The following is a 14,134-nucleotide window of genomic DNA, read 5'->3' on the forward strand; positions in this document are numbered from 1 at the left end:
TCCTTGCGACCCTCCAGTTCCAGCGGCAGCATGACGTTTTCCAGGGCATTGAGGCTGTCGAGCAGCTGGAATGACTGGAACACAAAGCCCACGTGTTCGGCCCGCACCCGGGCGCGCTGGTCTTCGTCCAGGGTGCTCAGGGCTCGCCCGGCCAGGATTACTTCGCCCTGGCTGGGCAGGTCGAGGCCGGCGAGCAGGCCCAGCAGCGTCGATTTGCCTGAACCTGAGGCGCCGACAATCGCCAGGCTGTCGCCCTTGCTCAGTTCGAGGCTCAAGGAGTGCAGGATGGTTAACTCGCCTTCCGCGCTGGGAACCACTTTGCTAAGGTTCTGCGCGGTGAGAATACTTTCGCCCATGGAGAATCCAATGCGTGTGTGGTTTTTAAGTGTTGCTCTGGCCCTGATGTGCGTGGCACAGACGGCAACGGCGGGAACTATCTTGATCGTCGGCGATAGTATCAGCGCGGCTTTCGGCCTGGATACCCGTAAGGGATGGGTGTCTTTGCTCGAACAGCGGCTCAGGGAGCAAGGCTACGACGACAAGGTGGTCAATGCTTCGATCAGTGGCGACACCAGCGCCGGAGGGCTGGCGCGGCTTCCTGCGCTGCTTGCAGAGCATAAACCGGATGTAGTGATTGTCGAGCTGGGTGGCAACGATGGCCTGCGCGGGCAGCTCCCTGCGCAATTGAAACAAAATCTTGCAGGAATGATCGATGCCTCGCAGCAGGCGGGTGCCAAGGTGTTGCTGTTGGGGATGCAATTGCCGCCCAATTATGGCGCGCGTTACACCCGGGCTTTTGCTGCGGTGTACAGCGAGCTGGGCAAGGAAAAAAACGTTGCCCTGGTGCCGTTTTTGCTTGAGGGCGTGGGCGGCAAGCCCGAACTGATGCAGGCCGATCGCATCCACCCGGCAGTCGGTGCGCAGGGGCTTTTGCTGGATAATGTGTGGCCGGCGTTAAAACCCCTGCTTTGATGCTTTTCTAGTGGCAGTGTTTCGGCTAAGGTGGCGCCCCCCCGATTTGGAGCCCTCGATGTCGCGTCCTGCCTGGTCTTTATATGCCTATCAACTGATCGAGCCCGATGAGCAGCTCGATCTGTTCGCCTGCCAGGAGGTACGGGTGCATCTGGTGACACGTCAACTGGAGCTGGGAGGCACCATTGACCGCACCTTGTGTGGCTCATTGCTGCCGGCGCAACCGCGTTGGTCGGATGTCACCCGCAAGGTGTTTCAGGACCACCGGTTATGCCCGCTGTGCCGGGCAATCATCGAGTCGCAGCGCCGGGGCACGGAGCCCATCTGGCCAGAGTTGCGCTTTGAACTATGATCTTACCTGTTTGATGCCCTGACCGGCTCACGCTCCCCGTGGGCGCGGTGTACACTCCCTTTTTTGTCCCCCGTTGATTATGCGAAGGATGTTCCGGATGTTGTCGCGCCTACCTGCAGTTACCCGCTACCTGTCCGTTGCCGCACTTTGTGTTGCGGGTCCCGCGGTCGCGCTTGAATTCCCGCTGCCACCGCCTGGCGAAGATGTCGTTGGCGAAGTGCAGGTGATCAAAGGCAAGTACGAAGACTCCTTTGCCGACCTGGGTAACCAGTACGAGCTGGGCTATTCGGAAATGATCGCTGCCAACCCCGGGGTAGACGCCTGGCTGCCGGTCAAAAAGAACCCGGACGGCACCCTCGTCGATACCGATATCGTGTTGCCGACCCAGTTCATCCTGCCGCCGGGCAAGCGTGAGGGGATCGTGATCAACCTCGCCGAATACCGCCTGTATTATTATCCCAAGGACCAGAACAAGGTTTACACCTTCCCGCTGGGGATTGGCCGCGAAGGTTGGGGATCGCCCCTGGGGCAAACCAAAATCACCGCCAAGACGCCCAATCCGACCTGGACACCGCCGGCTTCGATCAAGGCCGAGCACGCCAAAAATGGTGACCCGCTGCCTAACGTGGTGCCCGCAGGCCCCGATAACCCGCTGGGTCCGTTCAAGTTCACCCTCGGCATGCCGGGCTACCTGATCCACGGCTCCAACGCCAAGTTCGGCATTGGCACGGGCACCAGCCACGGCTGCTTCCGCATGCTTAACCAAAACGTGCTGCAAATGGCGCAGATGGTGCCGGTGGGTACGCCGGTGCGGATCATCAACGAGCCGTACAAAATTGGCGTCAGTGGCGGCAAGGTGTTCCTTGAAGTTCACGAGCCGTTGAACGTGAAGGATGGTTCGTTGCTGGCCGTGAGCGACAAGTCGCACTTGACCCCTGAAGACTTGCAGAACAAGTACGCAGGCTTCATGAACTTCCTGCTCAAGCATCAGGACCTTGAAAACAGCATCCAGATAGACAAGGATCTGGCATTCCCGGTAGTGGGAGCAGAAACCGGCATACCTGCAGTAATCGGCACAACCAATACCGGTATGGCTACTGGCCAGTCGCTGGATTATGTGCAGTAAGCCGTACTGAACAAGCGCAATAAAAAGCCGCCCCGGTTAATACCCCTGGCGGCTTTTTTATTGCCTGTTTAGTGACCGGCAGGCAATAAAAAAGCCGACCTATAAATAGGTCGGCTTGATAACAGTCCCGAAGGACTATTACTTGCGGCTTGCTTTTTCAAGCATGCGCAGAGCGCGCTCGTTAGCTTCGTCAGCAGTCTGTTGTGCTTTTTGAGCAGCAGCCAGAGCTTCATCAGCTTTACGGTAGGCTTCGTCAGCACGAGCCTGGGAGCGAGCTGCTGCATCTTCAGTTGCAGTCAGACGGGCTTCAGTTTCTTTAGATACGCTGCTGCAACCGGTAGCCAGAACTGCGGCCAATGCCAGAGCAGAGAATTTCAGAACGTTGTTCATCGTGTTCCCCTTCAAGGACTTTCTAATTGAAGCTGTTCCTTCAAAGTGAGGAAACAGCCGGCGTACATAGTACCCATTACTTGTAGTAAGTAAAATGACCTAGCGCAAGAACCAAAAAAAATAATTGGCTGGCAATCTCGGTAGGCTAGCTTTAACAGATTGTGTTTGTAAAACAGTCAGTTTGGAGTGCACGAAGTGGCATCAGAGTGATGGCGCAGCGTGACTTTAAGTGCGGTTGTACGTCATAGCCTCAACCTTCCGGAAAATGTTCAGGGCCGGGTCAAGGATGTCGGGCCGGCGAAACGTTTGGGCGGGCCTGATCTGCTGACAACTGGCTGCCCCGGGAAGTGAACATTTGCACTAGAGTGGCTACTCTCTAATCAGGCCTGCCGGCACATCCCGGGCTGGCAGCGCGTGCGTGATGGCGTAGTAGTTCCCTCGGCGGAAAAACATCAGTAAGGTAGGGGTCACACTACAAGACCCGCGAGGAGCAATGATGAGCGAGGCGTTGTTTATCCACCATGACCAGGCAGGTCACCAGTTTGAGACCACTGTCGACGGTCATCGTGCTTACCTGACCTACATGGATCTGGGCAAGCAGACTCTGGATATCTATCGCACGTTTGTGCCTAACGCCCTGCGTGGTCGGGGTATTGCGGCAGCCTTGACGGAGCAGGCGCTCGATTACGCAGACAAGATGGGCTATGAGGTGATTCCCTCGTGTTCATACGTTGAGCGCTATATGGAACGCCACAAGCGCCCTCAGGCCAATACCTGAAGAACACGCACACAAAAACGCCGGGCATGCCCGGCGTTTTTGTGTGCGTCTGCAACCGTGCGGAACTGGCGCCAAACTATTGTGGGAGCGAGCAAGCCCGCTCCCACATGGGCTGTTAGCCGCGGGTGCGCTTTGGCAACACATCCTTGAGCTTGGCATGCATGCTGCGCAAGGTGGTCTCGGTAGCCGACCAGTCGATGCAGGCATCAGTGATCGACACGCCGTACTGCAAGTCTTCAAGGTTTTTAGGAATTGCCTGGCAGCCCCAGTTCAAGTGACTCTCAACCATCAGACCGATAATCGACTGGTTGCCCTCGACGATCTGGTTGGCCACGTTTTCCATGACCAGCGGCTGCAGGGCCGGGTCCTTGTTGGAATTGGCGTGGCTGCAATCGACCATGATGTTCGGGGTGATCCTGGCCTTGGTCAGTGCCTGCTCGCAGAGCGCAACGCTGACGGAGTCATAGTTCGGTTTGCCGTTGCCGCCGCGCAATACCACATGACCGTAGGCATTGCCCTTGGTGGTGACGATCGACACGCCGCCTTCCTGGTTGATACCCAGGAAACGATGCGGGCTTGAAACCGACTGCAAGGCATTGATCGCAACCGTCAGGCCGCCATCGGTGCCGTTCTTGAAGCCTACGGCCGAAGACAGGCCGGACGCCATTTCACGGTGAGTCTGGGACTCAGTGGTGCGTGCGCCGATGGCCGACCAGCTGATGAGGTCCTGCAAGTACTGCGGGGAAATCGGGTCGAGAGCTTCAGTTGCGGTTGGCAGGCCCATTTCGGCCAGGTCCAGCAGCAGCTTGCGACCAATATGCAGACCGTCCTGGATCTTGAACGAGTCGTCCAGATACGGGTCGTTGATAAGGCCTTTCCAGCCCACGGTGGTACGGGGCTTTTCGAAATAAACCCGCATGACCAGATACAGCGTGTCGCTGACTTCAGCCGCAAGCACCTTCAGGCGCTCGGCGTATTCATGGGCAGCCTTGAGATCGTGAATCGAGCAAGGCCCGATGACAACGAACAGTCGATGGTCAGTGCCATCCAGGATGTTGCGAATCACCTCGCGCCCTTTGGTCACGGTCCGCAGCGCTGTTTCGCTGAGAGGAATCTCGCGTTTGAGCTGTTCAGGGGTGATCAGGGTTTCGTTGGAGGCAACGTTTAGGTCGTCGATCGGTAAATCAGCCATCGTGTTACTCGTCAGGTCACGGGTGCCGGCCGCCAGCGATCCCCGTGCGGCGGAGCACAGCTTGATTGAGCGCATCGGGGAGCCGAACCTTAACGCGTTATCCGGTAGGTCGACAATGGGCAGGTACAGCTTTAATCCAGCACGGCCTGCGCCATTGCGTGGTCCATGGTGGCTTGCGAGAACTCCACGGCGTGATGAGTGACCCATTCCAGAGCCAGGGCTTGCAGGTCCTGGGGGCAGGGGCTTAGTTGCTGCTGCAGGCGTGAGAAGTGTTCGATCTGACAGACCTGTTCGCCCATTCGCGCGCCAAACAGGGTTTGTTCATCAATCAAGGCAACGCCGATGCGGTAACCCTCCTTGCGCTTTTCGCACCAGGCTATATAGCCCGGATAACGTGCGTTTTCCCCCAGGGTAGGCATGGACATATCAACGGCGGTGCCGCATCGCCAGCTTCTGTCGCTGTTGCATGCCACGCCGCCGAGGCTGATAGAGTGCAGCTTCTGGCGCGGCAGTGAAGGTTGGTTGCGTAGCGTTATCTCAACGGGAATATCATCTGGGTGAGGTAAAAAACGACCCATGAATTCGGACTCCAGGTGCCATTAAATTAGTATTGTCTTATGAGTATAGTGACTGCGATGGAACTGACTGACTTTGATGCCGACCAGCTACTGCTGGCACTTCCCGGCACCTCGCTGGTCATCTTTACAGGAGCGGGCTGTTCGGCGTGCCGGGTGGCCCGGCGCATGCTGCCCGGCATGCAATTGCCCGTTGAACGGTTGTGCTGGATTGATGCCGGCAACAACGGCGGGTTGGTCGAGCGCTACGAAATTTTCCATCTGCCTAGCCTGTTTGTGGTGCACAACGGGGCCTTTTACGGTGAGTTGAAATCGCGCCTGAGCGAAGGTGAGCTGGCACATCATGTTCGGCTGGCCTTGATGCTTGAACCTGACGAGCTACCGTGAAGCAACGTTTGAACCCGCTTTAGTGCTGTGGAGGCGATATGAGCAAAGGCTTAAAGGGCAAGCTGGTGCTGGCCATTTCTTCTCGGGCCCTGTTCGACTTGAGCGATAGCCATCAGGTGTACCTGGCCCAGGGGATCGAGGCGTACCGGCAATACCAGATCGAACATGAAGATGAAGTACTGGCCCCGGGGGATGCCTTTGCGCTGGTCAAGAAGCTCCTGAGCTTTAATGCCAGCCTTGGCCGGGAGCGGGTCGAGGTGGTGCTGGTCTCGCGTAACAGCGCCGATACCGGGCTGCGGGTGTTCAATTCGATCCAGCATTACGGCCTGAATATTTCCCGGGCTGCGTTCTCGGGCGGGCGCAACCCCCATCCCTATCTCAATGCTTTTGGTTGTGATCTGTTTTTGTCGACCCATGCCGAGGATGTGCGCAGTGCCCTGGATGCGGGTTTTGCAGCCGCAACCATTCTCTCGGGTGGCTCACTGCGTGCCGAAAGCAATGAACTGCGGATTGCCTTTGACGGTGATGCGGTGCTGTTTTCCGACGAGTCGGAGCGGGTTTTCCAGTCCGGAGGCCTGGAGGCATTTCAGTCCCTTGAGCGCGAATCTGCGCGCAATCCGCTGCGGGGCGGGCCCTTCAAGGGCTTTCTGGAGGCTTTAAACCTGTTGCAACGTGAGTTCCCCGATGACAACTGCCCGATTCGCACTGCGCTGGTCACTGCCCGTTCGGCGCCTGCCCATGAACGGGTGATCCGCACGTTGCGTGACTGGGACATTCGTCTGGATGAATCGCTTTTTCTGGGCGGGCTGGATAAATCGGCCTTTCTCGAAGCCTTTGCTGCGGATGTATTTTTTGATGACCAGGCCGGTCATTGCGAGAGGGCGCGACAGGTGGTGGCGACCGGCCATGTGCCTCACGGCATCAGCAATGAATCCAGGGATTTCGCCCCCGAATAAGCATTGCCGGCGAGTTGCCGAGCGGAGCATCGCACTTGTCCCGACGCTGCTAAGCTCAACTTACTTCGTATATTGACGCTGTCGGGAAGGTCGCATGATTCGCTCAATCCTGTACGCCACTGACCTCGGCATTTACGCGCCCGTTGTGATGCAGCATGCGCTTGGAATGGCCCGCAGTTTCAGCGCCGATCTGTTTGTGTTGCATGTGGTTGAGCCCATGGGCCTGTTTGCCGAGTCGGTACTGCAGAGCTATCTCGATGAGCAGGCGTTGAGCGAGCTGCACCAGCAGGGCATGAGCACAATGCTTTCCAATATCGAGTTGCGGGTATTGGAGAGTCTTCGCGAAGAGTTGGCGGGGTGGGAACAGGAACTGGCCTTGATTCGATCGGTCAAGGTTATTCAAGGGGAGCCTTCACACGTCATTCTGGAGCAGTCGCAAAAGCTTTCAGTAGACCTGCTCATACTGGGCAGTCATGCCCAGCCCTCGGGGGGCGAATCGCATTTGGGGCGTACGGCCGCCCGAGTTATCGAGCTGGCCAAGATACCGGTGTATCTGGTGCCCCTGATGCAGCGCCGGCGCAGTGCTGATGTGTAAGGCTGATGAATCAATAAAAATGATAAAAAAGTTCTAGATTTCTTATTCCAACCTTCCATATAGTTATATATCGCCGCCGATGCCTTGGCGCCTATCAGCTTTGAGGGATGCATATGAAGCTTCAACAATTGCGCTACATCTGGGAAGTGGCGCACCACGACCTCAACGTTTCGGCCACCGCGCAGAGTCTTTACACCTCACAGCCGGGTATCAGCAAACAGATCCGCCTGCTTGAAGACGAACTGGGCGTCGAGGTATTTGCCCGCAGCGGCAAACATCTGACTCGCGTCACTCCGGCTGGCGAGCGCATCATCACGACCGCTGGCGAGATCCTGCGCAAGGTCGAAAGCATCAAGCAGATCGCCCAGGAATTCTCCAACGAGAAAAAGGGTACGCTGTCGATTGCCACCACCCACACCCAGGCGCGTTATGCATTGCCGCCGGTGATCAGCAACTTTATCAAGCAGTATCCGGACGTAGCCCTGCATATGCACCAGGGTTCGCCCATGCAGATCGCCGAGATGGCCGCCGATGGCACTGTCGATTTTGCCATTGCCACTGAAGCCCTTGAGCTGTTCGGCGACCTGGTGATGATGCCGTGCTACCGCTGGAATCGCTGCGTCGTGGTGCCTCAGGGTCACCCGCTGACCAAACTGCCAAAGCTGACCCTCGAAGCGCTGGCCGAATACCCGATCGTGACCTATGTGTTCGGCTTTACCGGTCGCTCCAAACTCGACGAGGCGTTCAGCCATCGTGGCCTGACCCCTAAAGTGGTATTTACCGCTGCCGACGCCGACGTGATCAAAACCTATGTGCGTTTGGGCCTGGGTGTTGGCATCGTGGCCAAAATGGCCGTCGACACCAATCTGGATAAAGATCTGGTGGTCCTTGATGCCAGCGAGCTGTTCGAGTCCAGCATCACCAAAATCGGTTTCCGTCGTGGCACTTTCCTGCGCGGGTTCATGTGCGACTTTATCGAAAAATTTGCCCCGCACCTCACCCGTGAAGTGATGGCCAAAGCGATTGCCTGCCACAACAAGCAAGAGCTGGAAGAGCTGTTTGAAGGCGTGGAATTGCCGGTTCACTGATTCGCCGGCCCCGTACTATCCCTGTGGGAGCGGGCTTGCCCGCGATGGCATCGACGCGATCTGATTCAAGGATCGCGCCGTCTGCATCGCGAGCAAGCCCGCTCCCACATTTGGTTTGCACCCGTTGTCGAATAAGCGGGTTATTGCTGCTCGGCGTTGCGTGCGTGGCGATAGTCGCTGACCGCGTCATACACCGCCTTGCGCAGGCGGTTGATCCCGCCAATCGGCCGGTGTTCCTCAATGCCATGCCATGGGCTGAACGACAGGTTGTCACAAGCCAGATTCTGGCCTGGTGTGTCAAAGTCCTGAGCTGGCACCTTGACCCGTGCGACGGTTTCAAAGGGCGCGTCCGATTCTTTCCACTCGATGCTGGTGTCTTCGATCGGCATAAAACGATTGGCGTCCTGACGCTGGATCTGCAGCACAAAGCAGGCGGGCACCCGATCCGTTGACAGTTGCTGATTCAAGGCGTTACGCAAAAAATTGGGCAGCGCCTCATTCTGCTTGGGCAGGCTGTAAGCCGGGCAACTGTCGGGGTCAGGGGCTACGCGGTACTTGGCATTGGCTGTGCCGAACTTGTAGGGCGACACAGAAAAATATGTCGTTTGTGTTGGGCTGGCAGGGGCGGGTGCCAGGGTAGCCAGGGCGATAAACAGATGACGGACTTGCCAGCTGCGCGGGTCCCAGGACGGGAAAAACGCCAGGACCTTTTTGCCATCAGCCTGCGCGCCGATGTTCTGGCGGTATTCAGCGACATCGCTGACAAAGAAATTGGGATGGTTGAACATCACAAAGTCCTGCTCGGTGCGCCCTTGCTGGCCTGGCATCAGTTGAGTGCCGGGCACGTCCTGCAACTTGATGGCCATGCCGCGGGCATCGCGAATGCTGTCGAACTGTGGGTAGGCGTTGCCATTGGACAGGCGCATCACCGCTTGCCAGGTTTTGCCCGGCGTGGCAAACACACCCTGGCGCAGCGCCGGGTCGAGGTCGGCTAGTACCTCGACTTCGGCCTTGACGCAGCCGTGGGCCTTGGCATGGGCATCGCGCAAGTAGCGGGTGTTTTCGCGGTGCTGGTCTACGATGCGGATTGCGGTCTGGATGGTGTCCCGGGTCATGGCGGCTTCACCGTCCGGGATCTGCTCGCGCGCCGAAACCGGCCCGCGATGTTGCCAGGCGTACCAGCCGGAGGCCAGCGCCCAACCGAGTAAGCCCAGGGCAACGAGCAGTAAAAGCAGCTTGCCCAGCCATTTGCCGAGTCGAAGCCAGAAAGTGGTCAGCATGCAAACATCCTTTTAGCGATTTTTTTCAGATGACGGAGATCTTTCATGGCTGTGGCAATTCCTGCTCGAGAGGGCCGCCGAGCACTTTCAGGTACTCCAGCAATGCCCAGCGTTCTTCGGGTTGCAGCAGGCGCCCGATGACCCCGTTGCCGCGAGGGCCGGCGCGGAACTCGTGACCGCTGTTGTGGTTGCCGCTGATGCGGGTGTCGAGTACAAAACCGCCGTCAAAGGCCTCGGTGCGATAGCCCAGGTGGCGCGGGTCATATTCAAAACTGCCGCGATAAAAGGTCTGATCACGCTCGGCCTGAGGCGAGAGCAATTGGTACACCGTAGGCACCGAACCATTGTGCAGGAAGGGTGCTGTGGCCCAGATCCCGTCCAGCGGCCGCGCCTTGTAGGCACGCACCTCCAATACGCCGATCGGCAAGCCAAAGCCGTTGAGGCGATCCTGTTCTTCGGGGCCGATATTGGCATCGTGATAAGCACGCTTTTCAACAAAGGCGGTGACATAGGCCAGGCCCTTGGCCACAGACAGCTTGCTCATGTCCAGAGGTGCGTCGGTCCTGGGGTACAGGTCGACGTTCATCCTGGCCAGCTCCTCTGCGTCCCATTGCAGCGCACTGAGGTCGTAGCGGTTGTCGGCGATATTATTGGCGGTATTGGGGTCGGTACCGATCACTTCCACAGGCAGCAACTTGAGTTGCTTGACCATCCGCCCGTTTTCTTCGACTTCAGGCGGTACATGGCAACCGGCGCAGTTTTCGCTGAACAGGGTTCGACCCTTGGCCGCCAGTGGGCGGTCAATTTTACCGAACAGCGCTTCAGGCCAGACCGGTGGTTTGAGCTTTTGCAGGGTTTCTTCGATCAGGTGCAGATCGTTGACGCGAACACTGGACGGATAACGGGCATCGCCCTGCAGGGGTTGGCCATGTTTGTCGAAAAAGTTCAGGGTCGCGCCCACGCCAAGCGCCTCACCGATGTTGCGTGCCATCGGCTGCTTGGCTGACCCGTTCCACTGCACCCAGTCGAAGGTCCACATGTCCCACAGATGCGGATAGTCTACCGGGGCATTGGCCACGCGATAGTTGTCGGGGGAAATCGCGTCGCCGAAACTGGCGTTGGCGATCCGGCCGAAGGCATCGGTACGGCCCGGGCCTTCGAGTGTCGGATAAAGGCCGCGATGGGTATCGTTCCAGGCCACGCCAAGGAAGGTGTCCAGCGATGCCTTGAAGTCCTTGCGCAGTTGCTGGTGCTGCGCATCATATTGATCGCCCAGTACGGTGCGGGCGAATCGTTCGAATTTCCACGGGTTGTAGTAGGTCGCTGCGAGGCTGGCGACCAGCGCCTGGCCGAAGCTGCCGCCGCGCAGGGTTGGCACGCTCGATGGCAGCACATGCTGTGCCGGAGCCCCGTCAATGCGCACCGCCTGGCCTTTGAAACGCAATTCGCCGGTGTGGCAGGCCGCGCAGGTGATATCCAGATACTCCACGTTGCTGCCGGGGTTCTGGTGGCGGGTAAAGCCTACTGGCAGGTTACCCGGGTTGGCAGCACTGGCCTGCTGCTTGGGGTCCACCAGAAAGCCGAAGCGCGCCAGGTACTCGGGGGCCGCGAAGGGTTGTTTGGAAAACGGCAGCTCCAGGGCGCTGAACCAGTCGTAATGCAGGCCTTTAACCTGAGTGCCCTGGGGGGTGTAGTAGTAGGTCTGGCGCTCAGCAGGACTCCACTGATCCAGGTAGTGCAGTTGCTGCACAGGCTGGTAGGCCGGCAGTTTTGGATTGGCGACAAAATAGATCACCAGGCCAAGGCCCATGGCTACAGCCACCAGCAGCCCCAGCAGAACACGGTAAAACAGACGCACAGTAACGCTCCTTGTAAAAATAATTACAGCCTTATGCCTCAGCTGCGGTCAGGCATCAAGAGAGCAGGGGGGTGCATTGCCGGGTTTACCGATGTGTTAACAAAAGTTGCGGCTAAAATGAATTGTTATTAATGCATGAACTTATCCACCAATTGCCTCTCTTATGCCGGTAGCCATTGGTCGCGGCCGCCTGATAAGCTCGCGGCTTTATTCGATTGCCCATTTGGCGCATGAACAAGGAAATAGCATGAAACAGCATCGGTTGGCGGCAGCTGTGGCCCTGGTAAGCCTGGTACTGGCGGGTTGTGATTCGCAGACCAGCGTAGAGCTGAAAACTCCGGCGCAAAAAGCCTCGTACGGCATTGGCCTGAACATGGGCAAGAGCCTGGCTCAAGAAGGCATGGATGATCTGGATTCCAAGGCCGTAGCCCAGGGCATCGAAGATGCCGTCGGCAAAAAAGAGCAAAAGCTCAAGGATGACGAACTGATCGAAGCGTTCGCAGCCCTGCAAAAACGTGCCGAAGAACGTCTGACCAAAATGAGTGAAGAAGCCTCTGCGGCAGGCAAAAAATTCCTCGAAGAAAATGGCAAGAAGGCCGGTGTTGTCACTACCGCTTCCGGCTTGCAGTACGAAGTTATCAAGAAAGCCGATGGCCCTCAGCCAAAAGCTACCGACGTAGTCACTGTTCACTACGAAGGCAAACTGATCGACGGCAAGGTGTTCGACAGCTCGGTTGAGCGCGGCAGCCCGATTGATCTGCCGGTTAGCGGCGTGATCCCGGGTTGGGTTGAAGGCCTGCAACTGATGCACGTTGGCGAGAAGTACAAGCTGTATATCCCTAGCGAACTGGCTTACGGCGCGCAAAGCCCGAGCCCGGCTATCCCGGCCAATTCGGTGCTGGTATTCGACCTGGAGCTGCTGGGCATCAAAGACCCTGCAAAACCGGCACAAGACGCTGCCCAGTAAGCAGCTTCTGGTACAGACAACGCCCCGTCTCGACGGGGCGTTGTCGTTTATGTAGTCCACCTTTTGTTTCTGTAGGCTTTGTCCTGCAGTATTTTCAATACCCATAAGTTCTCTTGGCTAGTAGTTGCTGACTGCCAAGTCAATGAATTTATGGGTTTTTTTATGTGTGTAAAAAATGCCCGATCTGAGTACAGCCCTTATGGGACGGGCCTTTCAGGGTTGAAAAACAGCTCTGTTCACAAGGTTATCCACAATTTGTGTGGATAACATTTTCAGCAAATGACGGCTTTTTCGGTTCTTTTCACAAATTATTCACTTTTGAGTGAAAACCCCAGAGACCTTCGCGGCTGATAGGATTAAGCTCAAAGGGAAAGTTCTGACTCGATTTACGAAAAAAGTCTGACGGGGTTTAGTAATGGATCTTCAAATCATCAAGCGTAATGGTGAGCCTGAATACGCCGTTCTTTCATGGGAGAGTTATCAGGCACTGCTCAAGGCTGCTGGAGTCCAGGAGCCAGCTGCCGAGCCTGACAAGGATCTGCAGCCACCGGCACCCGAGCAGGTGCACCCCGGACTCGATCAGTTGCGTCACTTGCGCGAGAACAAGGGCCTGGCCCTTGAGGTGCTGGCACGCACGGTAGGCATTAGTCCGTCATATCTGGGAATGATCGAAACCGGCGAGCGTCTGCCAGACCTCGCTATCCGTCGCAGCTTGGCCTGGGAGCTTGGTATCGCAGGCTGGAGGGAAGCATCATGAACGTGCGCATCAGTCGTCAACACTGGGATGGGTTGTTGGCTGAACTCGATCAGGCGCGTCGACAGCGCCACTTGCTGACTTACCGTGCATTACTGGAACGGTTGCAATTGCCGAGCCCCGCCATGTTGACCCTCACCGCCGCACTTGAACATCTGGCGGCGATGGATGCCAAGGCCGATCAGCCATTGCGCAGTTCGCTGGTGATCAGCCAGGGTGCAAGCCGTCTGCCACGTACCGGTTTTTTCGAATGCGTGGAGCGCCTCGGGCGTTTCCCCGGCCCGCCGGACGGGATTGCAGCTGCGTCCTGGCATGCCTCTGAGGTGGTGCGGGTGTTCGAGTATGTTTACGAGCACGAGGAGGCTTGAGTGCTCTGGCGGATCAAGGCGCGCCTGAGTTACTGGCTGGCGCGCAAGTTGTTTCACTGGCCATGGTGTGTCCGTCAGCCGCATATCTGGCGCTGGATGGAGGGCCAGTTCGCACGCATGGCCAACCTCGGCAGCACCAGTGCCCAAAGTTTCTACGGGCATATCCTGGCCTTTCGCGGTCAAGGGATGGGCGCCAGGGAGGAGGGGGTGCGTTTGTTGCGTCTGGCGGCACTCAGTGGTGACGCCAAGGCAGCCTACCAGGTAGGCGTTTTCAGCCTGGCAGGGACGCTGAGCAAGACGCCTGACGCTGCCGAGGCTGCACGCTGGTGGACGATGGCGGCAAAAGCCGGGCACCCGCTGGCAGGGCACAAGCTAGCGGTGCTGTATCAACAGGGTGGCCCGGGGTTGATGGCTGACCCGCAGATGGCCAGGCTTTACCGTTAGCCAATAAAAAGGGCGGCCCGCATCATGCGGGCCGCCCTTTTTTTACCTGCCT

The 14,134-nt window shown here is 57.7% G+C and carries 18 protein-coding genes; 12 read left to right on the forward strand and 6 right to left on the reverse strand.

From position 1 onward, the window contains the following. Positions 1 to 356: ATP-binding cassette domain-containing protein (locus GHO42_RS07800; RefSeq protein ID WP_153384144.1), on the reverse strand; the 356-nt coding region annotated here is incomplete at its 3' end. Between the two features lie 10 nt (positions 357 to 366). Here GHO42_RS07800 and GHO42_RS07805 point away from each other — a divergent pair. From GHO42_RS07805 to GHO42_RS07815, 3 genes are all read left to right on the forward strand, one after another. Further along, positions 367 to 972, forward strand: a complete 606-nt coding sequence (locus GHO42_RS07805; protein ID WP_153327492.1) for an arylesterase — start codon at positions 367 to 369, stop codon at positions 970 to 972. A 58-nt stretch (positions 973 to 1,030) separates the two neighbouring features. Beyond that, entirely contained in the window at positions 1,031 to 1,324 is a 294-nt protein-coding gene (locus GHO42_RS07810; RefSeq protein WP_003446817.1) for a hypothetical protein, read from the forward strand. 97 nt (positions 1,325 to 1,421) lie between these two features. Beyond that, entirely contained in the window at positions 1,422 to 2,450 is a 1,029-nt protein-coding gene (locus tag GHO42_RS07815) for a L,D-transpeptidase family protein (protein ID WP_095002149.1), read from the forward strand. Positions 2,451 to 2,588: 138 nt separating this feature from the next. Here GHO42_RS07815 and oprI read toward each other — a convergent pair whose 3' ends face one another. After that, complete coding sequence (gene oprI, locus GHO42_RS07820; protein WP_003172710.1) at positions 2,589 to 2,840, reverse strand: outer membrane lipoprotei OprI; 252 nt, start codon at positions 2,838 to 2,840, stop codon at positions 2,589 to 2,591. 496 nt (positions 2,841 to 3,336) lie between these two features. On the opposite strand from oprI, the gene GHO42_RS07825 reads away from it, so the two are divergent. After that, positions 3,337 to 3,618, forward strand: coding sequence for a GNAT family N-acetyltransferase (locus tag GHO42_RS07825; protein ID WP_153327494.1), 282 nt, complete (start codon positions 3,337 to 3,339; stop codon positions 3,616 to 3,618). Positions 3,619 to 3,733: 115 nt separating this feature from the next. Here the strand turns inward: GHO42_RS07825 and GHO42_RS07830 are convergent, their stop codons facing one another. Then, positions 3,734 to 4,810: a 3-deoxy-7-phosphoheptulonate synthase gene (locus GHO42_RS07830; RefSeq protein WP_095002271.1), complete on the reverse strand. Its 1,077-nt coding sequence runs from the start codon at positions 4,808 to 4,810 to the stop codon at positions 3,734 to 3,736. Between the two features lie 131 nt (positions 4,811 to 4,941). Next, positions 4,942 to 5,388, reverse strand: coding sequence for a PilZ domain-containing protein (locus tag GHO42_RS07835; protein WP_153327496.1), 447 nt, complete (start codon positions 5,386 to 5,388; stop codon positions 4,942 to 4,944). 57 nt (positions 5,389 to 5,445) lie between these two features. On the opposite strand from GHO42_RS07835, the gene GHO42_RS07840 reads away from it, so the two are divergent. The 4 genes from GHO42_RS07840 to cysB all read left to right on the forward strand — a co-directional run bounded on the left by GHO42_RS07840 (position 5,446) and on the right by cysB (position 8,411). Then, positions 5,446 to 5,772 (forward strand): thioredoxin, encoded by a 327-nt coding sequence (locus GHO42_RS07840; RefSeq protein WP_095002146.1) that lies wholly within the window; start codon positions 5,446 to 5,448, stop codon positions 5,770 to 5,772. A gap of 38 nt (positions 5,773 to 5,810) precedes the next feature. Then, positions 5,811 to 6,728: a 5'-nucleotidase gene (locus GHO42_RS07845; RefSeq protein WP_095002145.1), complete on the forward strand. Its 918-nt coding sequence runs from the start codon at positions 5,811 to 5,813 to the stop codon at positions 6,726 to 6,728. A 94-nt stretch (positions 6,729 to 6,822) separates the two neighbouring features. Continuing rightward, positions 6,823 to 7,323, forward strand: a complete 501-nt coding sequence (locus GHO42_RS07850) for a universal stress protein (RefSeq protein WP_095002144.1) — start codon at positions 6,823 to 6,825, stop codon at positions 7,321 to 7,323. Positions 7,324 to 7,436: 113 nt separating this feature from the next. After that, the gene (cysB, locus tag GHO42_RS07855) at positions 7,437 to 8,411 is read left to right on the forward strand and encodes an HTH-type transcriptional regulator CysB (protein ID WP_016780131.1); all 975 of its coding nucleotides are present in this window, start codon (positions 7,437 to 7,439) and stop codon (positions 8,409 to 8,411) included. Positions 8,412 to 8,551: 140 nt separating this feature from the next. Here the strand turns inward: cysB and GHO42_RS07860 are convergent, their stop codons facing one another. Together GHO42_RS07860 and GHO42_RS07865 are read right to left on the reverse strand one after the other, a co-directional pair. Then, positions 8,552 to 9,691 carry a catalase family protein gene (locus GHO42_RS07860; protein WP_095002143.1) on the reverse strand — a complete coding sequence of 380 codons (1,140 nt, stop codon included), beginning with the start codon at positions 9,689 to 9,691 and terminating at the stop codon, positions 8,552 to 8,554. Between the two features lie 43 nt (positions 9,692 to 9,734). Beyond that, on the reverse strand, positions 9,735 to 11,549 hold the full coding sequence (locus tag GHO42_RS07865) for a di-heme-cytochrome C peroxidase (RefSeq protein ID WP_095002142.1): 1,815 nt from the start codon (positions 11,547 to 11,549) through the stop codon (positions 9,735 to 9,737). A gap of 247 nt (positions 11,550 to 11,796) precedes the next feature. Here GHO42_RS07865 and GHO42_RS07870 point away from each other — a divergent pair, with 247 nt between their 5' ends. From GHO42_RS07870 to GHO42_RS07885, 4 genes are all read left to right on the forward strand, one after another. Further along, entirely contained in the window at positions 11,797 to 12,516 is a 720-nt protein-coding gene (locus GHO42_RS07870; protein ID WP_095002141.1) for an FKBP-type peptidyl-prolyl cis-trans isomerase, read from the forward strand. Positions 12,517 to 12,931: 415 nt separating this feature from the next. Then, positions 12,932 to 13,273 (forward strand): helix-turn-helix transcriptional regulator, encoded by a 342-nt coding sequence (locus GHO42_RS07875; RefSeq protein WP_095002140.1) that lies wholly within the window; start codon positions 12,932 to 12,934, stop codon positions 13,271 to 13,273. Further along, positions 13,270 to 13,638 carry a hypothetical protein gene (locus tag GHO42_RS07880; RefSeq protein WP_095002139.1) on the forward strand — a complete coding sequence of 123 codons (369 nt, stop codon included), beginning with the start codon at positions 13,270 to 13,272 and terminating at the stop codon, positions 13,636 to 13,638. Before GHO42_RS07875 ends, GHO42_RS07880 begins: the two co-directional genes overlap by 4 nt. Then, a complete protein-coding gene (locus tag GHO42_RS07885; protein WP_178126967.1) occupies positions 13,639 to 14,082 on the forward strand; it encodes an SEL1-like repeat protein in 444 nt (147 codons plus the stop codon). The last annotated feature ends 52 nt before the right edge of the window (positions 14,083 to 14,134 follow it).

Origin of the sequence: Pseudomonas sp. FSL R10-0056 (genome assembly GCF_009600105.1) — a bacterium.
Classification (GTDB): domain Bacteria; phylum Pseudomonadota; class Gammaproteobacteria; order Pseudomonadales; family Pseudomonadaceae; genus Aquipseudomonas; species Aquipseudomonas bubulae.